The 21,493-nt window shown below is 68.4% G+C and carries 17 protein-coding genes; 15 read left to right on the forward strand and 2 right to left on the reverse strand.

The features are described 5' to 3' along the window. Window positions 1-44 precede the first annotated feature (44 nt). Window positions 45-863 carry a C40 family peptidase gene (locus ACGFX9_RS19110; protein ID WP_393472885.1) on the reverse strand — a complete coding sequence of 273 codons (819 nt, stop codon included), beginning with the start codon at window positions 861-863 and terminating at the stop codon, window positions 45-47. Between the two features lie 997 nt (window positions 864-1,860). Between ACGFX9_RS19110 and ACGFX9_RS19115 the strand changes: the two genes are divergently transcribed. The 15 genes from ACGFX9_RS19115 (at window position 1,861) to recQ (ending at window position 19,963) form a co-directional block, all read left to right on the forward strand. Further along, entirely contained in the window at window positions 1,861-2,220 is a 360-nt protein-coding gene (locus ACGFX9_RS19115; RefSeq protein ID WP_003992243.1) for an NADH-quinone oxidoreductase subunit A, read from the forward strand. A gap of 20 nt (window positions 2,221-2,240) precedes the next feature. Continuing rightward, on the forward strand, window positions 2,241-2,795 hold the full coding sequence (locus tag ACGFX9_RS19120) for an NADH-quinone oxidoreductase subunit B family protein (protein ID WP_005313804.1): 555 nt from the start codon (window positions 2,241-2,243) through the stop codon (window positions 2,793-2,795). Beyond that, window positions 2,792-3,514: an NADH-quinone oxidoreductase subunit C gene (locus ACGFX9_RS19125; protein WP_393472888.1), complete on the forward strand. Its 723-nt coding sequence runs from the start codon at window positions 2,792-2,794 to the stop codon at window positions 3,512-3,514. Before ACGFX9_RS19120 ends, ACGFX9_RS19125 begins: the two co-directional genes overlap by 4 nt. After that, window positions 3,514-4,836 (forward strand): NADH-quinone oxidoreductase subunit D, encoded by a 1,323-nt coding sequence (locus ACGFX9_RS19130; RefSeq protein ID WP_393472891.1) that lies wholly within the window; start codon window positions 3,514-3,516, stop codon window positions 4,834-4,836. The genes ACGFX9_RS19125 and ACGFX9_RS19130 overlap by 1 nt, the downstream gene beginning before the upstream one ends. Window positions 4,837-4,874: 38 nt before the next feature. Beyond that, the gene (nuoE, locus tag ACGFX9_RS19135; protein ID WP_393473957.1) at window positions 4,875-5,681 is read left to right on the forward strand and encodes an NADH-quinone oxidoreductase subunit NuoE; all 807 of its coding nucleotides are present in this window, start codon (window positions 4,875-4,877) and stop codon (window positions 5,679-5,681) included. Further along, the gene (gene nuoF, locus ACGFX9_RS19140; RefSeq protein ID WP_393472894.1) at window positions 5,681-7,042 is read left to right on the forward strand and encodes an NADH-quinone oxidoreductase subunit NuoF; all 1,362 of its coding nucleotides are present in this window, start codon (window positions 5,681-5,683) and stop codon (window positions 7,040-7,042) included. The genes nuoE and nuoF overlap by 1 nt, the downstream gene beginning before the upstream one ends. Beyond that, window positions 7,039-9,552: an NADH-quinone oxidoreductase subunit G gene (locus tag ACGFX9_RS19145; RefSeq protein ID WP_393472897.1), complete on the forward strand. Its 2,514-nt coding sequence runs from the start codon at window positions 7,039-7,041 to the stop codon at window positions 9,550-9,552. Before nuoF ends, ACGFX9_RS19145 begins: the two co-directional genes overlap by 4 nt. Next, on the forward strand, window positions 9,552-10,925 hold the full coding sequence (gene nuoH / locus ACGFX9_RS19150; RefSeq protein WP_393473960.1) for an NADH-quinone oxidoreductase subunit NuoH: 1,374 nt from the start codon (window positions 9,552-9,554) through the stop codon (window positions 10,923-10,925). Before ACGFX9_RS19145 ends, nuoH begins: the two co-directional genes overlap by 1 nt. Further along, window positions 10,918-11,592: an NADH-quinone oxidoreductase subunit NuoI gene (nuoI, locus tag ACGFX9_RS19155; protein ID WP_393472900.1), complete on the forward strand. Its 675-nt coding sequence runs from the start codon at window positions 10,918-10,920 to the stop codon at window positions 11,590-11,592. Before nuoH ends, nuoI begins: the two co-directional genes overlap by 8 nt. Then, window positions 11,589-12,404 carry an NADH-quinone oxidoreductase subunit J gene (locus ACGFX9_RS19160; protein WP_393472902.1) on the forward strand — a complete coding sequence of 272 codons (816 nt, stop codon included), beginning with the start codon at window positions 11,589-11,591 and terminating at the stop codon, window positions 12,402-12,404. The genes nuoI and ACGFX9_RS19160 overlap by 4 nt, the downstream gene beginning before the upstream one ends. Beyond that, a complete protein-coding gene (gene nuoK / locus ACGFX9_RS19165) occupies window positions 12,401-12,700 on the forward strand; it encodes an NADH-quinone oxidoreductase subunit NuoK (protein ID WP_249588397.1) in 300 nt (99 codons plus the stop codon). Before ACGFX9_RS19160 ends, nuoK begins: the two co-directional genes overlap by 4 nt. Before the next feature lie 14 nt (window positions 12,701-12,714). Then, entirely contained in the window at window positions 12,715-14,610 is a 1,896-nt protein-coding gene (gene nuoL, locus ACGFX9_RS19170) for an NADH-quinone oxidoreductase subunit L (RefSeq protein WP_393472905.1), read from the forward strand. A gap of 5 nt (window positions 14,611-14,615) precedes the next feature. Continuing rightward, the gene (locus ACGFX9_RS19175; protein ID WP_393472908.1) at window positions 14,616-16,187 is read left to right on the forward strand and encodes an NADH-quinone oxidoreductase subunit M; all 1,572 of its coding nucleotides are present in this window, start codon (window positions 14,616-14,618) and stop codon (window positions 16,185-16,187) included. Continuing rightward, window positions 16,184-17,848, forward strand: a complete 1,665-nt coding sequence (gene nuoN / locus ACGFX9_RS19180; RefSeq protein ID WP_393472911.1) for an NADH-quinone oxidoreductase subunit NuoN — start codon at window positions 16,184-16,186, stop codon at window positions 17,846-17,848. Before ACGFX9_RS19175 ends, nuoN begins: the two co-directional genes overlap by 4 nt. Window positions 17,849-18,022: 174 nt before the next feature. After that, window positions 18,023-19,963 (forward strand): DNA helicase RecQ, encoded by a 1,941-nt coding sequence (gene recQ / locus ACGFX9_RS19185; protein WP_393472914.1) that lies wholly within the window; start codon window positions 18,023-18,025, stop codon window positions 19,961-19,963. Between the two features lie 152 nt (window positions 19,964-20,115). Here recQ and fahA read toward each other — a convergent pair whose 3' ends face one another. Continuing rightward, window positions 20,116-21,438: a fumarylacetoacetase gene (gene fahA, locus ACGFX9_RS19190; RefSeq protein WP_393472917.1), complete on the reverse strand. Its 1,323-nt coding sequence runs from the start codon at window positions 21,436-21,438 to the stop codon at window positions 20,116-20,118. Between the last annotated feature and the right edge of the window lie 55 nt (window positions 21,439-21,493).

The raw sequence follows: 21,493 nt of genomic DNA on the forward strand, positions 1-21,493 counted from the left end.
CCCTATACGGGGTTCCCGGCCCTTCTACGTGGCTGTGAGGGCCCTCAGAGGACGCGCACGGCGCCGTCGGCGGGGTAACCCGACAGGTCCTGGATGACAACGCCCTTGCCGGGGTTGGCGGCGTCGAGGTACTGGCCGTTACCGATGTACACACCCACGTGGTACGCGGAGCCCGCGCCACCCCAGTAAAGGATGTCGCCCACCTGGACGTTGGAGAGCGAGACCGGCGTACCGGAGACCGACTGGTCCTGCGAGACGCGCGGAAGGTCCACGCCCGCCTGCTTGAACGCGGCCTGGACGAGGCTGGAGCAGTCCCAGGCGTTGGGTCCTGAGGCACCCATGACGTACGCGTCGCCGAGCTGGGCCTTGAGGAAGCTGATGACCGTGCCGACGCTGCCGCTGGCCGGGGCGGCCACATCGGCGGAAGCGCTGGAGCCGGAACCGGCGGTGGCGCTGAGCGTCGTGCGCTCGGCGGAGCGCGAGGCGCGCTCCTCCTCCGCCTTCTTCTTGGCGGCGGCCTCGGCCTTCGCCTTGGCCTTCGCCTTCTTCTCGGCGTCGGCCTGGTCTTCCTTGGCCTGCTTGGCGGCCTTCACGGCGGCAGCGTCCTGCTCGGCACGGAGCTCGTAGCTGGCGGCGGTCTGCTGGGTGGCTTCCGCGGACTGCGCGATCTGCGTGGAGAGATCCGTGGTGAGCGTGGGCATTTCGATGGTCTCGGTCACCGGCTCGGCGGCGGTCGCCGTTCCGGCGGCGGCGGCCACTGCCAGGGTGCTGAGGACGCCACCGGCAACTCCGGCGCGCAGGGCCATCTTCGAGGCGCTACGACGGGGCTTCCGGTGGCTGGGTATGTGAGCGGTGTGGGACATGAGAACAACCGCTATCAGGGAGTCAGGGTTCCCATCAAGAAACGTGGGCTGCGCCACAGTTGCTCCCGATGGCCGTGAATCCCGGGCGTGTCACTTCTTATTGACGCCGTAACGGGCAATGCGGACAACGGTGATCACGCCTGTGATCATGGGTTTTCTGCGATACGCCCGAATTGCCCATGGTCTACCACCCGTTGAGGCGGTTGGCCAAGCCCGGTTTATTCGCCGCACTGCCCTATGTGGCGCAGGTCACAGGTGTGGCCCTAGGGGATCTCCCTGAGATCCCGCCGAGACCTTCCTGAGATCTCCCTTGGATTTCCGGTGCGTTACCTGCGTGGGGGAACGGTGACGGATCGACGGCGGATCGACGGTGGGCCGGTGCCGGATCGACGGTGGATCGACGCCTGGGCCCGTGTTGTGGTCGTCCCGTGGCGCTCGTGTGTCCGTGGCGGGGTCACGTCATGACGTGGCTGCCGCTCGCGGATCGTCCGGCCGCGGAGCCGCCGCCGCGGATCGTCCGCTCGCGGATCGGCCGCTCGTGAATCGGTGCACGCGGACCGCGCCCGTCCGTTCTCGTCCACCCTCGTCCACACCGCTCCCGCCAAAGTGTGAACGAGCCGCCACTATCAAGCCAGCCTGTCCAGCGCCAATTTGCTTGCGACCGCCGCTGCTTGATAGGGCGTCCCCCTCCCGACCAGCGGTATCTCGCTGAGATGTCACCTCTCGTGATCACTCAGGCGCTTCGCGTATGAAGATCACCGCTCATCCGACTTCATGATCCTTCGTCAGGTGGTGGAGATCACAAAGCCGTTGTCGCACCCCGTGTCGCAGATCACAGACCGGCGGGCATAAGATGCGGGGCAGTTGGGCTTGTGACCTGCTTCACATGTGCGCGATCTTCGTCGGGAAGCGGCGGTGATCGGGGCGGTGACCACGGGCGGGGATCGAGGCCGACGCAACCGCCAACAGTCAGTGCCGACTGAGAGGAGCGAGGAGCGTGAACGCCTATGCGCCCATCCTCGTGCTGGGAGCCCTCGGGGCAGGCTTTGCGATCTTCTCCGTGGTCATGGCCACGCTTATCGGTCCAAAGCGGTACAACCGCGCCAAGCTCGAGGCGTATGAGTGCGGTATCGAGCCGACGCCGACTCCGGCCGGTGGTGGGCGATTCCCCATCAAGTACTACCTGACGGCGATGCTCTTCATCGTCTTCGACATCGAGATCGTCTTCCTTTACCCCTGGGCCGTCACTTTCGACGCGCTGGGGATTTTCGGGCTCGTGGAGATGCTGCTCTTCGTGCTCACCGTCTTCGTCGCGTACGCGTACGTATGGCGGCGTGGCGGCCTGGAATGGGACTAAAGGTCTGAGGGGCCAAGAGCATGGGACTCGAAGAGAAACTGCCGAGCGGATTTCTGCTCACCACCGTCGAACAGGCCGCGGGCTGGGTGCGCAAGTCATCCGTCTTCCCCGCGACCTTCGGCCTCGCGTGCTGCGCCATCGAGATGATGACGACGGGAGCCGGGCGCTATGACCTGGCTCGCTTCGGCATGGAGGTCTTCCGCGGTTCACCGCGCCAGGCCGACCTGATGATCGTGGCCGGCCGGGTGAGCCAGAAGATGGCGCCGGTCCTGCGGCAGGTCTATGACCAGATGCCCAACCCCAAGTGGGTCATTTCCATGGGGGTTTGTGCTTCATCGGGCGGGATGTTCAACAATTACGCGATCGTGCAGGGTGTGGACCACATTGTCCCTGTTGACATCTATTTGCCCGGCTGTCCGCCGCGGCCCGAGATGCTGATGGACGCCATTCTCAAGCTCCACCAGAAGATCCAGGGCTCCAAGCTCGGGGTCAACGCGGAGGAAGCGGCACGAGAGGCGGAGGAGGCGGCCCTCAAGGCGCTCCCCACCATCGAGATGAAGGGGCTGCTGCGGTGAGCGACGAGCACGACAAGCACCTAAACGGCAACGGCGTTCCCGCTCCCCGCGACGAGGCCGGCGAGGTCATCGGCGTCCGCAGGGGCATGTTCGGCGCCAACAACGGCGGTGACACCTCCGGTTACGGCGGGCTCGTGCGGACGGTCACCCTGCCGGGCGCCTCCGCGCGTCCGTACGGCGGCTGGTTCGACGAAGTCGCGGACGAGCTGGAAGGGGCCCTGGAAGAGCAGGGACTGCTACCGGAGAACGCGATCGAGAAGACGGTCGTCGACCGCGACGAGCTGACCTTCCACATCGCGCGCGAGCATCTTCTCCGGGTCGCCCAGACCCTGCGCGACGACCCGGCCCTGCGCTTCGAGCTCTGTACGGGCGTCTCGGGGGTGCACTTCCTGGAGGACAAGGGCCGCGAGCTGCACGCCGTCTACCACCTGCGCTCGATCACCCACAACCGCGTGATCCGGCTCGAAGTCGGTGCCCCTGACGCCGATCCGCACGTCCCCTCGCTGGTCGCGGTCTATCCGACGAACGACTGGCACGAGCGCGAGACGTACGACTTCTTCGGCTTGATCTTCGACGGTCACCCGGCGTTGACGCGGATCATGATGCCGGACGACTGGCAGGGCTTCCCGCAGCGCAAGGACTATCCCCTCGGCGGCATCCCCGTCGAGTACAAGGGCGCCCAGATCCCGGCTCCGGACCAGCGGAGGTCGTACAGCTGATGAGCACGTCACACGCATCCGCCCGCGAGACGACCGAGGGGACTGTATATACAGTCACCGGCGGCGACTGGGACGAGGTCGTCCAGGCCGCCAACCGGTCCGACGACGAGCGCATCATCGTCAACATGGGCCCGCAGCACCCCTCCACCCACGGTGTGCTCCGGCTCATCCTGGAGATCGAGGGCGAGACCGTCTCCGAGGCCCGCTGCGGCATCGGCTATCTGCACACGGGCATCGAGAAGAACCTCGAATACCGCACGTGGACGCAGGGCACGACGTTCGTCACGCGCATGGACTATCTGACGCCGTTCTTCAACGAGACGGCGTACTGCCTCGGGGTCGAGAAGCTCCTCGGCATCGAGGACCAGATCCCCGACCGCGCCTCGGTCCTGCGCGTGCTCCTGATGGAGCTCAACCGGATTTCCTCGCACCTGGTGTGCATCGCCACCGGCGGCATGGAACTCGGCGCGACGACGATCATGATCTACGGCTTCCGTGATCGTGAACTCGTTCTCGACATCTTCGAGTTGATCACCGGCCTGCGGATGAACCACGCGTATGTCCGGCCCGGCGGCCTCGCGCAGGACCTGCCGCCCGGCGCGGTGGACCAGATGCGCGAGTTCGTGAAGAAGATGAAGAAGAACCTTCCCGAGTACGACAAGCTCGCCACCGGGAACCCCATCTTCAAGGCCCGCATGCAGGACGTCGGCTATCTCGACCTCGCGGGCTGCATGGCCCTCGGCGCCACCGGCCCGGTCCTCCGCTCGGCGGGCCTGCCGCACGACCTGCGCAAGTCGGATCCCTACTGCGGCTACGAGAACTACGAGTTCGACGTGCCGACCGCCGACACCTGTGACTCCTACGGGCGCTTCCTGATCCGCCTGGAGGAGATGCGCCAGTCGCTGCGCATCATCGAGCAGTGCCTTGACCGGCTCGAGCCGGGCCCGGTCATGGTGGCCGACAAGAAGATCGCCTGGCCGGCGCAGCTGGCGCTCGGCCCGGACGGCCTCGGCAACTCGCTCGACCACATCAAGAAGATCATGGGCACCTCCATGGAGGCCCTGATCCACCACTTCAAGCTGGTGACCGAGGGCTTCAGGGTCCCGGCCGGGCAGACGTACTCCGCCGTCGAGTCGCCCAAGGGCGAACTCGGGGTGCATGTCGTCTCCGATGGCGGCACCCGCCCCTACCGGGTCCACTTCCGCGACCCGTCCTTCACCAACCTGCAGGCCATGGCGGCGATGTGCGAGGGCGGCCAGGTCGCCGACGTCATCGTCGCCGTCGCGTCCATCGACCCCGTGATGGGAGGCGTCGACCGGTGACCACCACCCCTTCCCAGGGCGCGGGCGTCAGCCTGGGCATGCCCCAACTCCCCGCCCCCGACTACCCGGCCGACGTACGGGCCAGGCTCGACGCGGACGCCAAGGAGATCATCTCCCGCTACCCGGACTCCCGGTCCGCGCTCCTTCCGTTGCTGCACCTGGTGCAGTCGGAGGAGGGCCATGTCACGCGCACCGGAATGGCCTTCTGCGCGCAGGTGCTCGGTCTGACCACCGCCGAGGTCACCGCGGTCGCGACCTTCTACACGATGTACCGGCGCAAGCCCTCCGGTGACTACCAAGTCGGCGTCTGCACCAACACGTTGTGCGCCGTCATGGGCGGTGACGCGATCTTCGAGTCGCTGCAGGAGCACCTGGGCGTCGGCAACGAGGGAACCACAGAGGACGGCAAGGTCACGCTGGAGCACATCGAGTGCAACGCGGCCTGTGACTTCGCTCCCGTCGTGATGGTCAACTGGGAGTTCTTCGACAACCAGACTCCCGAGACCGCCAAGCGGCTCGTCGACGACCTGCGCGCGGGCACGCAGGTCGAGCCGACCCGCGGCGCCCCCTTGTGCACGTACAAGGAGACGGCCCGGATCCTGGCGGGCTTCCCGGACGAGCGCCCCGGAGCCGTCGAGGCGAGCGGCGGCGCGGGCCCCGCTTCGCTGATCGGACTGCGCCTGGCCAAGGGCGAGTTGCCGCAACCGCGCGTGGTGCACCCGCGTACGGGCGGCCCGCAGGACGAGGCGCCCGCCGAGCACCTCAGCTCGCACGACGCACCGCAGCAGACCTCGGCATCCGACCCGGCCCACCCGGCCGGACCGACCGCCGAGGAGGGGGAGTGATGACGTTGGCAGCCGAGATCGACCACGAGACCAGCCCGGAGAAGCTGCTCGCACCGGTGCTTTCGGCGTTCTGGGACGAGGAGAAGTCCTGGACGCTCGACACCTACCGACGGCACGAGGGGTACGAGGGCCTGCGCAAGGCCCTGGCCATGGCGCCGGACGACCTCATCGCGTACGTGAAGGACTCCGGCCTGCGCGGCCGGGGCGGCGCGGGATTCCCCACCGGAATGAAATGGCAGTTCATTCCGCAAGGAGATGGAAAGCCGCACTATCTAGTTGTCAACGCCGACGAATCGGAGCCCGGGACCTGCAAGGACATCCCGCTCCTCTTCGCGAACCCGCATTCCCTCATCGAGGGGATCGTGATCGCGTGTTACGCGATCCGTTCTTCGCATGCCTTCATTTACCTGCGTGGTGAAGTCGTCCCCGTGCTCAGGCGGCTGCACGAGGCCGTGCGTGAGGCGAAAGAGGCGGGATTCCTGGGCGAGAACATCCTGGGCAGCGGACTCGATCTCGAACTCACCGTGCACGCGGGCGCGGGCGCGTACATCTGTGGTGAGGAGACCGCGCTGCTCGACTCGCTCGAAGGCCGCCGTGGCCAACCGCGACTGCGTCCCCCTTTCCCGGCCGTCGCGGGCCTCTACGCCTGCCCCACTGTTGTGAATAACGTCGAGTCCATCGCGTCGGTTCCCGCGATCCTGAATCGCGGAAAAGACTGGTTCAAATCGATGGGGAGCGAAAAGTCCCCCGGTTTCACGCTCTATTCGCTGAGCGGCCACGTCACAAGCCCCGGCCAGTACGAAGCGCCGCTCGGCATCACCCTGCGCCAGCTGCTCGACATGAGCGGCGGGATCAGGGCCGGGCACCGGCTCAAGTTCTGGACGCCGGGCGGCTCCTCGACGCCGATGTTCACCGACGAGCACCTCGACGTCCCCCTGGACTACGAGGGCGTGGGCGCCGCCGGGTCGATGCTCGGCACCAAGGCCCTGCAGTGCTTCGACGAGACGACCTGCGTGGTGCGGGCGGTCACCCGTTGGACCGAGTTCTACGCCCACGAGTCCTGCGGCAAGTGCACGCCCTGTCGCGAAGGAACGTACTGGCTGGTCCAGTTGCTCCGCGACATCGAGGCGGGCAAGGGCGTCATGGCCGACCTCGACAAGCTGAACGACATCGCCGACAACATCAACGGCAAGTCCTTCTGCGCCCTCGGTGACGGCGCCGCGTCGCCGATCTTCTCCTCGCTCAAGTACTTCCGCGAGGAGTACGAGCAGCACATCACCGGCAGGGGCTGCCCCTTCGACCCGGCCAAGTCGACTCTCTGGGCCGACCGGCCCGGCGCACATTCGGAGGTGAACGCATGACAGTGACCACCAACAGCGCTCCCTCCGGGGGCGGGGAGGCGGCGGTTCCGCCGGAAGATCTCGTGTCGCTGACGATCGACGGCATCGAGATCAGCGTCCCCAAGGGGACCCTGGTGATCCGGGCCGCCGAGCTCCTCGGCATCGAGATCCCCCGGTTCTGCGACCACCCGCTGCTCGACCCGGCCGGCGCCTGCCGCCAGTGCATCGTCGAGGTGGAGGGCCAGCGCAAGCCGATGGCCTCCTGCACCATCACCTGCACCGACGGCATGGTCGTGAAGTCGCAGCTGTCGTCGCCGGTCGCCGAGAAGGCCCAGCGCGGTGTGATGGAGCTGCTCCTCATCAACCACCCGCTGGACTGCCCGGTCTGCGACAAGGGCGGCGAGTGCCCGCTGCAGAACCAGGCGATGCAGGTCGGTGACACGGACACCCGCTTCGAGGGCAAGAAGCGGACGTTCGAGAAGCCGGTGCCGATTTCCACGCAGGTGCTTCTCGACCGCGAGCGGTGTGTGCTGTGCGCGCGCTGCACCCGCTTCTCCAACCAGATCGCGGGCGACCCGATGATCGAGTTGCTGGAGCGCGGCGCGCTTCAGCAGGTCGGTACCGGCGAGGGCGACCCCTTCGAGTCGTACTTCTCCGGCAACACCATCCAGATCTGCCCGGTCGGCGCGCTGACCTCGGCGGCGTATCGCTTCCGCTCGCGGCCCTTCGACCTGGTGTCGTCGCCGTCCGTCTGCGAGCACTGTGCGGGCGGCTGCGCCACCCGCACCGACCACCGGCGCGGCAAGGTCATGCGGCGGCTCGCCGCGGACGACCCCGAGGTCAACGAGGAGTGGCTCTGCGACAAGGGGCGCTTCGGCTTCCGTTACGCCCAGAAGCCGGACCGGCTCACCACCCCGCTGGTGCGGAACTCGGCCACGGGCGAGCTGGAGACGGCCAGTTGGCCGGAGGCTCTCGAAGCCGCGGCCAACGGGCTCGCCGCCGCGCGCGGCCGGGCCGGCGTGCTGACCGGCGGACGCCTGACGGTTGAGGACGCCTACGCGTACAGCAAGTACGCGCGCGTGGCGCTCGACACGAACGACATCGACTTCCGCGCGCGCGTGCACAGCAGCGAGGAGGCCGACTTCCTCGCCGCACGCGTCGCGGGACGGGGCCGGGATCTCGACGGCACCGGAGTCACGTACACGGCCCTGGGGAAGGCGCCCGCCGTCCTGCTCGTCGGCCTCGAGTCCGAGGAGGAGGCGCCCGGGGTCTTCCTGCGGCTGCGCAAGGCCTGGCGCAAGCACGGCCAGCGGACGTTCTCCCTCGCGACCTTCGCGACCCCGGGCCTGGAGAAGGCGGGCGGCACGCTGCTGCCCGCGGCTCCCGGCACCGAGACGGAGTGGCTGGACGCGCTCGCCGGTGGAGTCGGTCTTGACGGCGACGGCGCCAGGGCGGCCGAGGCGCTGCGCTCTCCGGGAGCGGTGATCCTGGTCGGTGAGCGGCTCGCCGCGGTGGCGGGCGGGCTCACCGCCGCCGTACGGGCCGCTTCGGCGACCGGCGCGCAGCTGGTGTGGATTCCGCGCAGGGCGGGTGAGCGCGGGGCCGTCGAGGCCGGCGCGCTGCCGTCGCTGCTGCCCGGCGGGCGTCCGGCCACCGACCCGCGCGCGCGGGAGGAGGTCGCACACGCCTGGGGAGTCGCCGAACTCCCGCACCGCTACGGCCGCGACACAGGCCAGATCATCGAGGCCACCGCGACGGGCGAGCTGGGCGCGCTCCTGGTGGCGGGCGTGGAGGTCGCCGACCTTCCCGACCCGCCACGCGCGCGTGAAGCACTCGCCGCGGTCGGTTTCCTGGTCTCCCTTGAGCTGCGTCCCAGTGAGGTCACCGAGCACGCCGACGTCGTACTCCCGGTGGCCGCGGTCGCCGAGAAGCCGGGCACCTTCCTCAACTGGGAAGGCCGGGCCCGGCTCTTCGACGCGGCGCTCAAGCCCGACCACATGACGCGCACGCTGGCCCCGACGGACGCGCGTGTGCTGCACATGCTGGCCGACGCCGGGGACGTACACCTGGGTCTTCCCGACCTGACGACGACCCGGCGCGAGCTCGACCGGCTCGGCGGCTGGGAGGGGGCGCACGCCACCGAGCCCCTGGAGACGGGTGCTCAGCCGCAAAGGCCCTCCTCCGGAGAGGCCGTTCTGGCGGGGCACCGGCTGCTGCTCGACCAGGGCCGCCTCCAGGACGGCGACGAGGCGCTTGCCGGCACGCGGCACGCCGCGGTCGCCCGGCTCTCGGCCGCCACCGCGGCCGAGGCGGGCGTCAAGGACGGCGACGTCCTGGCCGTCACCGGCGCCGCGGGTGTGACGGAACTGCCCCTCCTGGTCACTCAGATGCCCGACCGGGTGGTCTGGCTGCCGCTGAACTCGACCGGGGGAGGCGTCACTTCCGACACCGGTGCGCGCCCCGGCGATCTCGTCCGCATCGGCCCGGCGGTCCTGCCGGAGCCCTCCGAGGCCCCGGAGGTGACGTCGTGATGCACACAGTGGTGCCGCTTGCGGCGGAAGACCTGTCCATGTTCGGCCGTGACCCGTGGTGGCTTGTCGCCGTCAAGGCGGTCTTCTGCTTCGCGTTCCTGATGGTGACGGTGCTCTTCTCCATCGTGTGGGAGCGCAAGGTCGTCGCCTGGATGCAGCTGCGCATCGGCCCCAACCGGCACGGCCCCTGGGGCATGCTGCAGTCCCTCGCGGACGGCATCAAGCTGATGCTCAAGGAAGACGTGATCGTCAAGCGCGCGGACAAGGTGGTGTACGTCCTCGCGCCGATCATCGCGGCGATCCCGGCCTTCATGGCGATCGCGGTGATCCCCTTCGGTCCCGCGGGCAACGAAGTCTCGATCTTCGGCCAGCGCACGACGATGCAGCTCACCGACCTGCCGATCGCGATGCTCTACATCCTCGCGGTCGCCTCGGTGGGCATCTACGGCATCGTGCTCGCGGGTTGGAGTTCTGGATCCACCTATCCGCTCCTCGGCGGCTTGCGCTCCTGCGCGCAGATGATCTCGTACGAGATCGCGATGGGCGCCGCGTTCGCCTCGGTGTTCCTCTACTCCGGGTCGATGTCGACCTCGGCGATCGTGGAGGCGCAGGCGGACCGCTGGTACATCCTGCTGCTTCCCGTCTCGTTCCTGATCTACATCGTGACGATGATCGGTGAGACCAACCGCGCTCCGTTCGACATGCCGGAGTCCGAGGGCGACCTCGTCGGCGGCTTCAACACCGAGTACTCGTCGATCAAGTTCGCGCTGTTCATGCTTGCCGAGTACGTCAACATGGTCACCGTCTCGGCGGTCTCGGTCACCCTCTTCCTGGGCGGCTGGCGGGCCCCGTACCCGGTCAGCACCTTCTGGGAGGGCGCGAACCACGGCTGGTGGCCGATGCTCTGGTTCGTGATCAAGGTCCAGCTGTTGCTGTTCTTCTTCATCTGGCTGCGCGGCACGCTGCCACGCGTCCGCTACGACCAGCTGATGAAGCTCGGCTGGAAGGTCCTCATCCCGGTCTCGGTCGTCTGGCTGATGCTCGTGGCGACGGTCAGGGCGATGCGGAACGAGGAGTACGACTTCACCTCGATCGCGCTCTATGTGGGCGGCGGAGTCATCGCGCTGCTGTTGCTCTCCGTGGTCGTCGACATCTTCCGCGACAAGCGTGAGAAGGAAGCGGCAGTCGAGGAGGAACCGGTCGCCTTCGACCCGATGGCGGGCGGATTCCCGGTCCCGCCACTGCCCGGGCAGAGCCTGCCGCCGGTGCCGCGCCGCCGTTCGCGTCAGGAGCGGGAGCTGATTGTCAGTGGTGGACCGGATACTCAAAGTGACGGACCCCGAAGTGACGGAAAGGAGGCGTCCGATGGCTGAGTCGAAGAACGAGTCGCACCGCGAGCCAGACCACGATGCGAACCAATCGAAGCAGGGGTTCCAGAACCCCGTCGCGGGCTTCGGCGTGACCTTCAAGGCCATGTTCAAGAAGCGGCTGACCGAGCAGTATCCGGAGCAGGAGAAGACCACCGCTCCCCGCTTCCACGGCAGGCACCAGCTCAATCGCCATCCGGACGGCCTGGAGAAGTGCATCGGCTGCGAGCTCTGCGCCTGGGCCTGCCCCGCGGACGCGATCTACGTGGAGGGCGCGGACAACACCGAGGAGGAGCGCTACTCCCCGGGCGAGCGGTACGGCCGCGTCTACCAGATCAACTACGCCCGCTGCATCCTGTGCGGTCTTTGCATCGAGGCGTGCCCCACGCGCGCGTTGACGATGACGAACGAGTTCGAGCTGGCCGACAGCACGCGCGCGAACCTCATCTACACCAAGGAGCAGCTGCTCGCCGGCCTGGAGGAAGGCATGGTCGAGTCACCGCACTCGATCTTCCCCGGCACGGACGAACAGGACTACTACCGCGGTCTGGTGACGGAGGCCGCGCCGGGCACGGTGCCTCAAGTGGCCCTCTCCAAGGGGGAGACGCCCCAGGAGGCCGCTTCGACCTTCGGGGACGGCGAACCCGCGTCGGGTGAGGTGATCAACCGATGACGCAGCTCGCCGCCTACACCACCTCCACCGGTGAGGCCGTCCAGTTCTGGGTGCTCGGCACCGTCGCCGTGATCGGCGCCCTGTGCACGATCCTCATGAAGAAGGCCGTGCACAGCGCGCTCTGTCTCGCCGGGACCATGATCGTCCTGGCGGTCTTCTACCTCGCCAACGGGGCGTACTTCCTGGGCATCGTCCAGGTCGTCGTCTACACCGGCGCGATCATGATGCTCTTCCTCTTCGTGGTCATGCTCGTCGGCGTCACCGCCGCCGACTCCCTGAAGGAGACCATCAAGGGCCAGCGCTGGCTGGCCGGAGTCTGCGGCTTCGGCTTCGCCCTCCTGCTCTTCGCGGGCATCGGGAACGCCTCGGTGAGCGAGTTCGCCGGGCTCGGCAAGGCGAACGCCGGCGGCAACGTGGAGGGGCTCGCCGAGAGCATCTTCACGAAGTACGTCTTCGCCTTCGAGATCACCGGCGCACTCCTCATCACCGCCACGGTCGGCGCGATGGTGCTCACCCACCGCGAGCGCACGGAGCGCGCCAAGACGCAGCGCGAGATGTCCGAGGAGCGCGTGCGTTCCAAGCACCTGCCGCCGCTGCCCGCCCCCGGCGTCTACGCCCGGCACAACGCCGTGGACATCGCGGGCCTGCTCCCCGACGGCACCCCCTCGGAGCTCACGGTCAACAAAACGCTGCGCGAGCGCGGGCAGATCCGCGATGTGTCCCACGAGGCACTGGATGATCTGCGAGCCCTCGAACAGCGCTCGACGGAGCGCCTTGAGCGGTCGCCCAAGAGTGAGGAGGCGTCGAAGTGAATCCGGTCAACTACCTGTATCTCGCGGCGCTGTTGTTCTCGATCGGCGCCACCGGCGTGCTGATCAGGCGGAACGCGATCGTGGTCTTCATGTGTATCGAGCTGATGCTCAACGCGTGCAACCTCGCCTTCGTGGCCTTCTCCCGGCTGCACGGCAATCTCGACGGCCAGATCATCGCCTTCTTCACGATGGTCGTCGCCGCGGCGGAAGTCGTGGTCGGCCTCGCGATCATCGTGTCGCTGTTCCGCTCCCGTCACTCGGCCTCGGTCGACGACGCCAGCCTGATGAAGCTGTAAGGGGTCGCTGAAAAGTGGAGAACCTGATTGCGCTGCTGGTAGCGGCGCCTCTGCTCGGAGCGGCCGTACTGCTGTGCGGCGGGCGGCGGTTGGACCGTGTGGGCCACTGGCTCGGCACGCTGCTCGCGGCCGCCTCCTTCGTCGTCGGCGTGGTGCTCTTCACCGACATGCTGGGCAAGGGCGCCGAGGAGCGCTCCCTGTCGCAGCATCTGTTCAGCTGGATCCCCGTAGAGGGCTTCCAGGCGGACGTCGCCTTCCAGCTCGACCAGCTGTCGATGACGTTCGTCCTGCTGATCACCGGTGTGGGCTCGCTGATCCACATCTACTCCATCGGGTACATGGAGCACGACGAGCGGCGCCGCCGCTTCTTCGGCTATCTGAACCTGTTCCTCGCGGCGATGCTCCTGCTGGTCCTCGCCGACAACTACCTCCTGCTGTACGTCGGATGGGAGGGCGTCGGCCTCGCCTCGTACCTCCTGATCGGCTTCTGGCAGCACAAGCCCAGCGCGGCCACCGCCGCGAAGAAGGCCTTCCTGGTCAACAGGGTCGGCGACATGGGCCTCTCGATCGCGATCATGCTGATGTTCACCACCTTCGGGACGTTCGCCTTCGGGCCGGTCCTGGAGGCCACGGGTGAGACGTCGGAGGGCAAGCTGACGGCCATCGGCCTGATGCTGCTGCTCGCGGCGTGCGGCAAGTCGGCCCAGGTGCCGCTGCAGTCGTGGCTCGGCGACGCGATGGAGGGCCCGACCCCGGTCTCGGCCCTCATCCACGCGGCGACGATGGTGACCGCGGGCGTGTACTTGATCGTCCGCTCCGGCGCGATCTTCAACGCCGCTCCGGACGCACAGCTCGTCGTCACCGTCGTGGGCGCGGTCACGCTCCTCTTCGGTGCGATCGTCGGTTGCGCGAAGGACGACATCAAGAAGGCCCTCGCCGGGTCGACGATGTCCCAGATCGGGTACATGATCCTGGCCGCCGGCCTCGGTCCCATCGGGTACGTCTTCGCGATCATGCACCTGGTGACGCACGGCTTCTTCAAGGCCGGGCTCTTCCTCGGGGCCGGTTCGGTCATGCACGGCATGAACGACGAGGTCGACATGAGGAAGTACGGCGGCCTCAGGAAGTACATGCCGGTCACCTTCGTGACCTTCGGGCTCGGGTATCTGGCGATCATCGGCTTCCCCGGTCTGTCCGGCTTCTTCTCCAAGGACAAGATCATCGAGGCGGCGTTCGCCAAGGGCGGCACGGAGGGCTGGATCCTCGGCTCGGTCGCGCTGCTCGGCGCCGCGATCACCGCCTTCTACATGACGCGCGTGATGATCATGACCTTCTTCGGGGAGAAGCGCTGGCAGCCCGACGCCGAAGGACACGAGCCGCACCCGCACGAGTCGCCCAGGTCCATGACAATCCCGATGATCGTGCTCGCCTTCGGGTCGGTCTTCGCTGGCGGCTTCTTCAGCATCGGCGACCGCTTCATGCACTGGCTTGAGCCGGTCACCCACCACGACCACGGCGACTCGCCGCTCAGTGCCACCACGGTCACGGGCGCCACCATGGTCGTCCTGGTCATCGGTGTGGCCCTGGCCTACGTCCAGTACGGCCGCAGGCCCGTCCCGGTCACCGCCCCGCGCGGTTCGCTGCTCACCCGGGCGGCCCGCCGCGATCTCCTCCAGGACGACTTCAACCACGTCGTCCTGGTGCGCGGCGGAGAGCACCTCACCCGCTCCCTGGTGTACGTCGACCACACCCTGGTCGACGGAGTCGTCAACGGCACGGCGGCCTCGGTCGGCGGGCTCTCCGGGCGGCTGCGCAAGATGCAGAACGGCTACGCCCGCTCCTACGCGGTCTCGATGTTCGGCGGCGTTGCGGTACTCATCGCCGCGACCCTGCTGATGAGGGCGGTCTGATACCGATGTCCTTTCCTCTGCTGACAGCGACGGCGGCCCTGCCCGCGCTCGGCGCGATCGCCACGGCAGCCGTCCCGGCCGCCCGGCGGACCGCCGCCAAGTGGCTCGCGCTGCTGGTGTCGCTCGCCACGCTCGCGCTCGCCGTGACCGTGCTCGTGCGGTTCGACCCCGACGGATCCCGCTATCAACTGACCGAGTCCCGCGCCTGGATCGCGGAATTCGGGGTGCGCTACGAGCTCGGGGTGGACGGCATCGGTGTCGCCCTCATCGCGCTCACCGCGCTCCTGATGCCCTTCATCATCCTGGCGGGCTGGCACGATGCCGACCCCCTGGAGACGAAGTCCTCACGCTGGCGGCCGACTCAGGGCTTCTTCGCCCTGATCCTCGCCGTCGAGGCGATGGTGATCATCTCCTTCGCGGCCACGGACGTCTTCCTCTTCTACATCTTCTTCGAAGCCATGCTCATCCCGATGTACTTCCTCATCGGCGGCTTCGGAGACCGCGCCCACTCGGGCAGCGACGAAAACGCCTCGGCGCAACGCTCGTACGCGGCCGTGAAGTTCCTCCTCTACAACCTGGTCGGCGGCCTCATCATGCTGGCCGCCGTCATCGGGCTCTACGTAGTGGCCGGTAACTTCTCGCTCCAGGAGATCGCCGAGGCGCGGGCCAACGGCTCGCTCGACATGGCGACCAACACCGAGCGGCTGCTCTTCCTCGGCTTCTTCTTCGCCTTCGCGGTGAAGGCCCCGCTGTGGCCGCTGCACACCTGGCTGCCGAACGCGATGGGCGAGGCCACGGCCCCGGTCGCCGTACTGATCACGGCAGTCGTCGACAAGGTCGGCACGTTCGCGATGCTGCGGTTCTGCCTCGGGCTCTTCCCCGAGGCGAGCAAGTGGGCGACGCCGGTCATCCTCGTACTCGCGCTGATCAGCATCATCTACGGCGCGCTGCTCGCGGTCGGCCAGCGCGACATCAAGCGCCTGGTGGCGTACGCGTCGATCTCGCACTTCGGGTTCATCATTCTCGGCATCTTCGCGATGACCTCGCAGGGCCAGTCCGGCGCGACGCTCTACATGGTCAACCACGGAATCTCGACGGCCGCGCTGATGCTGGTGGCCGGCTTCCTGATCTCGCGGCGCGGTTCGCGGCTCATCGCGGACTACGGAGGAGTGCAGAAGGTCGCACCGGTGCTCGCCGGTACGTTCCTGATCGGCGGTCTCGCGACGCTCTCGCTGCCGGGGCTCGCCCCGTTCGTGAGTGAATTCCTGGTCCTGGTCGGCGCGTTCGCGCGCTATCCGGTGGTCGGCATCATCGCCACCATCGGCATCGTGCTCGCCGCGCTCTACACCCTCGTCCTCTACCAGCGGACGATGACGGGTCCGGTGAAGCCGGAGGTCTCGGCCATGCCGGACCTGCGGGTGCGTGAACTCGTGGTCGTCGCACCGCTGATCGCGCTCCTGATCGGCCTCGGCGTCTACCCGAAGCCGCTCACGGACCTGGTGAACCCGGCGGTCAAGCACACCATGTCCGACGTACAGCAGAAGGACCCGAAGCCCGACGTGGAGGCGGCCAAGTGAGCGCATCAGCCGTCCACAGCCTGTGGACAATGGCGTCGGCCGCGGCGCCCCAGGATCAGATCGACAAGATCGAGACTCCCAATATCGAGTACGGGCAGCTGTCGCCGACGTTGATCGTCATCGGCGCGGCCGTCCTCGGGATCCTCATCGAGGCCTTCGTGCCCCGCAAGTCCCGTTACTACGCACAGGTGTTCGTGGCCGTCGTCGCCCTCACGGCGGCCTTCGCCGCGGTCGTCGGGCTCGCGGCCACGGGGTATGGCACGACAAAGGCGCACATCGCCGCCATGGGCGCGATCGCGGTCGACGGGCCCGCGCTCTTCCTGCAGGGCACGATCCTGCTCGCGGGGCTCGTCGCGATCTTCACCTTCGCCGAGCGGCGCCTCGACCCGGAGGCACACGGCAACCGCGTCGACTCGTTCGCCGCGCAGGCCGGCTCCGTGCCGGGCAGCACGAGCGAACAGGCCGCCACCAAGGCCGGGTTCACCACCACCGAGGTGTTCCCGCTGGCGCTCTTCGCGATCGGCGGGATGCTCGTCTTCCCGTCGGCGAACGACCTCCTGACGCTCTTCATCGCCCTTGAGGTCTTCTCGCTGCCGCTCTACCTGCTCTGCGCGCTCGCCCGCCGCAAGCGGCTGATGTCGCAGGAAGCCGCCGTCAAGTACTTCCTGCTCGGCTCGTTCTCCTCGGCGTTCCTGCTCTTCGGGATCGCCCTGCTCTACGGATACGCGGGCTCGGTTTCGTACGGCACGATCGCGAAGGTCATCGACGGCAGCGTCCAGACGGTCGACCCGGCGCTCGCCGACACCATGGGCAACGACGCGCTGCTCCTGATCGGCGCCGCGATGATCGTGATGGGGCTGCTCTTCAAGGTGGGCGCGGTGCCGTTCCACATGTGGACGCCCGATGTGTACCAAGGGGCGCCCACTCCGGTCACCGGCTTCATGGCCGCGGCGACGAAGGTGGCCGCCTTCGGCGCGCTGCTCCGGCTGCTCTACGTGGTCCTGCCGGGCCTTCGCTGGGACTGGCGGCCGGTCATGTGGGGCGTCGTGATCCTGACGATGCTGGCGGGCGCGATCGTGGCGATCACCCAGACCGACATCAAGCGCCTCCTCGCGTACTCCTCGATCGCGCACGCGGGCTTCATCCTCGCCGGTGTCATCGCCATGACCCCGGACGGCATCTCCTCGGTCCTCTTCTACCTGGGGGCCTACTCCTTCGTGACGATCGGCGCGTTCGCGGTGGTCACGCTGGTGCGGGACGCCGGCGGCGAGGCCACGCACCTGTCCAAGTGGGCGGGGCTCGGCAGGCGCTCACCGCTGGTCGCGGCCGTCTTCGCGGTCTTCCTGCTCGCCTTCGCCGGTATCCCGCTGACCTCCGGGTTCACCGGAAAGTTCGCGGTGTTCAAGGCGGCGGCGGAGGGCGGTGCGGGAGCGCTCGTCGTGGTCGGTGTGATCTCGTCCGCGATCGCGGCGTTCTTCTACATCCGTGTGATCGTGCTCATGTTCTTCAGCGAGCCGAAGGCGGACGGACCGACCGTCGCCGTGCCCTCGCCGCTGACGATGACGGCGATCGGCGTGGGCGTCGCGGTGACGCTGGTCCTGGGCGTGGCCCCGCAGTACTTCCTGGATCTGGCGAACCAGGCGGGGGTCTTTGTCCGATAGCCCACCATTTCGCTAGCCCACCTGTTCTACTCGCCGCCGCCCGGCACCCTGTCCGACTGGGGTGCCGGGCGGCGGCCTGTGGATAACTCATTGGGTGTCGGTGCTGAGCCCTATCGTGGAGGCAGTGGTCGAAGCGCGACTTACGGGGGCAGGGCGATGGATGGGATCGATGGCATGAGCGAGGTGACCGTACCGACCGCGGTGGCGGAGAGTGACGCGCTGCGGACGCTGCACCGCGTCTTCGGGTATGACGCGTTCCGCGGCGAGCAGGAAGCGATCATCGACCACGTGGTCGCGGGCGGGGACTCCGTCGTGCTGATGCCCACCGGCGGCGGAAAGTCGCTCTGCTATCAGATCCCGGCCCTGGTGCGGCCCGGGACGGGCGTGGTCGTCTCGCCGCTGATCGCGCTCATGCAGGACCAGGTGGACGCGCTGCGGGCGCTCGGCGTGCGGGCCGGGTTCATCAACTCCACGCAGGACTTCGACGAGCGGCGCGTGATGGAGGCCGAGTTCCTCGCGGGGGAGCTCGACGTGCTGTATCTGGCGCCGGAGCGGCTGCGCCTCGAAGGGACGCTCGATCTCCTCTCCCGCGCCAAGATCTCCGTCTTCGCGATCGACGAGGCGCACTGTGTGGCGCAGTGGGGCCACGACTTCCGCCCCGACTATCTGGCGCTGTCCCTCCTCGGTGAGCGCTGGCCTGACGTGCCGCGCATCGCCCTGACGGCCACGGCGACGCACGCCACGCACCGCGAGATCACCGAGCGGCTCGGCATGCCGGACGCGAAGCACTTCGTGGCGAGCTTCGACCGGCCCAACATCCAGTACCGCATCGTGCCGAAGGCCGAGCCGAAGAAGCAGCTCCTCTCCTTCCTCAAGGAAGAGCACGCGGGAGACGCGGGCATCGTCTACTGCCTCTCGCGCAATTCGGTCGAGAAGACCGCCGAGTATCTGTGCCGCAACGGCATCGAGGCCGTGCCCTACCACGCGGGCCTGGACGGCGGGACGCGCGCCGCCCACCAGTCCCGCTTCCTCCGCGAGGAGGGCCTGATCGTGTGCGCCACGATCGCCTTCGGCATGGGCATCGACAAGCCGGACGTCCGGTTCGTCGCCCACCTCGACCTGCCCAAGTCCGTCGAGGGCTACTACCAGGAGACGGGCCGCGCGGGCCGAGACGGACTCCCCTCCACGGCCTGGATGGCTTATGGCCTCCAGGACGTCGTCCAGCAGCGGAAGATGATCCAGGGCAGCGAGGGCGACGAGGCGTTCCGCCGCAGGGCGTCCTCCCACCTGGAGTCGATGCTGGCGCTGTGCGAGACGGCCCAGTGCCGCAGAGCCCAGCTCCTGACGTACTTCGGCCAGGACGCGGCGGCGGAGTCCTGCGGCAACTGCGACACCTGCCTCGTGCCGCCGGAGACCTGGGACGGCACGGTCGCGTCCCAGAAGGTCCTCTCCACGATCGTGCGGCTCCAGCGCGAGCGGAAGCAGAAGTTCGGCGCGGGCCAGATCATCGACATCCTGCTCGGCAAGAAGACCGCGAAGGTCATCCAGTTCGACCACGACCAGCTCTCGGTCTTCGGCATCGGCGAGGAGCTGGCGGAGGCCGAATGGCGAGGCGTGGTGCGGCAGTTGCTCGCGCAGGGGCTGCTCGCCGTCGAGGGGGAGTACGGCACGCTGGTCCTGACCGAGGAGAGCGGTTCCGTCCTCGGCCGGGAGCGGGAGGTGCGGTTGCGCAAGGAGCCCAAGCGACCCGCCGCCGCGAAGGCCCCGAAGGGGGAGCGGAAGGCGAAGGCCGCGGCGGCGGTCGCCGAGCTGCCTCCAGAAGCGGTGCCGGTGTTCGAGGCGCTGCGGGCGTGGCGCGGGGCGCAGGCCAAGGAGCTCGGCCTCCCGGCGTACGTGATCTTCCACGACGCCACGCTTCGGGAGATCGCCACCTTGCGACCGCGCTCTCTGGGGGAGCTCGGGGGCATCAGCGGCCTCGGCGAGAAGAAGCTGGCGACGTACGGGGAGGGCGTGCTGGAGGTCCTCGCGGAGCTGGACGGCACGGCCACCATTCCGGCGCCTGCGGGGCCCCCGCAAGCAGAGGAGGAGTGGCCGGAACCGCCGGACGAGTTCTGAGCAGGGCGTTGCGAGGGGCAGCGCCCCGAAGGGGCGCGGGGAACTGCGCGCTCAGCCACGACGGTGCGGCAGGCGAGTAGGGCCACGGGGCAGGACCGGGGGCGAACCAACCCCCGGCCCAAGAACCCTCGCTCAAGGCCCCCCGGCCAGAATCAAGCCGAGGTGATCCTGCCGGAGACCTCGCCGAGGCCGACCCGGGTGCCGTCCGGGCCCGGGGCCCACGCCGTCAGGGTGACCTCGTCGCCGTCTTCCAGGAACGTCCGCTTACCGTCCGGCAGGACAAGCGCGTCGCGGCCGTTCCAGGTGATCTCGATGAGGGAGCCGTACTGCCCCTCGGAGGGGCCGCTGACCGTGCCCGAGCCGTACAGGTCACCCGTGCGCAGGGACGCGCCGTTCGCCGTCATGTGGGCCAGCTGCTGGGCGGCCGTCCAGTACACGGAGGAGAAGGGCGGCTCGGAGATGACGTGGCCGTTCAGGGCCACGGTGATGCGCAGGTCGTAGCCGGCGGGCTCGTCCGCGACGGACTCCGCCGAGTCGTCGAGGTAGGGGAGGAGTTCGTGTGTGCGCTCCGGAGGGGTGACCCGGGCCGCGTCCAGGGCCTCAAGGGGGGTGATCCACGCCGAGACCGAGGTGCAGAAGGACTTGCCGAGGAACGGTCCGAGCGGAACGTACTCCCAGGCCTGGATGTCACGCGCCGACCAGTCGTTGAGGAGGCTGAGCCCGAAGACGTGTTCGCGGAAGTCGGCGAGCGGCACCGGCGTGCCCAGCTCCGACGGCGTACCCACGACGAAGCCGACCTCGGCCTCGATGTCGAGGCGGACGGAAGGGCCGAAGACCGGGGCGGTCTCGGTGGGGGACTTGCGCTGGCCCTTGGGGCGGACCACGTCCGTCCCGGAGACCACGACGGTCCCGGCCCGGCCGTGGTAACCGATGGGCAGGTGCTTCCAGTTGGGGGTCAGCGGAGTCGGCGAATCCGGGCGGAAGATCTGGCCCAGGTGGGTCGCGTGGTGCTCGGAGGCGTAGAAGTCCACATAGTCCGCGACCTCGAAGGGGAGGTGCAGCGTCACCTCGGAGAGCGGGTGGAGGAAGGGGCGTACGACCTCGCGGTGGGCCGGGATCGTCACCCACGCGGTGAGCGCGCGGCGCACATCGGACCAGGCCCTGCGGCCGGCGGCGAGCAGCGGGTTCAGCGTGGGCCGGGCGAGCAGCGAGACATAGGGAGAGCCGAGCGCGGCGGCCGCGGCGCCCGCGTCAAGGACGTGATCGCCGAGTCGTACGCCGACCCTGCGTCCCGCGTCCCCTGCCGGGTCCTGGGCCGCCCGGGCCGAACCCTCGGCTTCACCGGCCAGGGAGAACACGCCGTACGGGAGATTGTGCGGCCCGAAGGGGTCGCTCTCCGCGAGTGCGAAGGGGTCGCCTGCGGAGCGGGCGGAAGGGTCGCTCCCGGCCGGGTCGAGCGGGGTGTGCTCGGACATGCGTACCTGCCTCGCTTTCCATGTGGGTGTGCCACACGTTACGTGGGAAGCCCCC

It is taken from the genome of Streptomyces sp. NPDC048436 (assembly GCF_043200355.1).
Classification (GTDB): domain Bacteria; phylum Actinomycetota; class Actinomycetes; order Streptomycetales; family Streptomycetaceae; genus Streptomyces.

Excerpts from the sequence above, each read along its gene's own strand:
- recQ (WP_393472914.1), top strand. The coding sequence starts at position 18,023 with ATGAGCGAGGTGACCGTACCGACCGCGGTGGCGGAGAGTGACGCGCTG.
- ACGFX9_RS19175 (WP_393472908.1), top strand. The coding sequence starts at position 14,616 with ATGTCCTTTCCTCTGCTGACAGCGACGGCGGCCCTGCCCGCGCTCGGC.
- ACGFX9_RS19120 (WP_005313804.1), top strand. The coding sequence starts at position 2,241 with ATGGGACTCGAAGAGAAACTGCCGAGCGGATTTCTGCTCACCACCGTC.
- nuoI (WP_393472900.1), top strand. The coding sequence starts at position 10,918 with ATGGCTGAGTCGAAGAACGAGTCGCACCGCGAGCCAGACCACGATGCG.
- nuoH (WP_393473960.1), top strand. The coding sequence starts at position 9,552 with ATGCACACAGTGGTGCCGCTTGCGGCGGAAGACCTGTCCATGTTCGGC.
- nuoE (WP_393473957.1), top strand. The coding sequence starts at position 4,875 with ATGCCCCAACTCCCCGCCCCCGACTACCCGGCCGACGTACGGGCCAGG.
- fahA (WP_393472917.1), bottom strand. The coding sequence starts at position 21,438 with ATGTCCGAGCACACCCCGCTCGACCCGGCCGGGAGCGACCCTTCCGCC.
- ACGFX9_RS19110 (WP_393472885.1), bottom strand. The coding sequence starts at position 863 with ATGTCCCACACCGCTCACATACCCAGCCACCGGAAGCCCCGTCGTAGC.
- ACGFX9_RS19130 (WP_393472891.1), top strand. The coding sequence starts at position 3,514 with ATGAGCACGTCACACGCATCCGCCCGCGAGACGACCGAGGGGACTGTA.
- nuoF (WP_393472894.1), top strand. The coding sequence starts at position 5,681 with ATGACGTTGGCAGCCGAGATCGACCACGAGACCAGCCCGGAGAAGCTG.
- ACGFX9_RS19160 (WP_393472902.1), top strand. The coding sequence starts at position 11,589 with ATGACGCAGCTCGCCGCCTACACCACCTCCACCGGTGAGGCCGTCCAG.
- ACGFX9_RS19145 (WP_393472897.1), top strand. The coding sequence starts at position 7,039 with ATGACAGTGACCACCAACAGCGCTCCCTCCGGGGGCGGGGAGGCGGCG.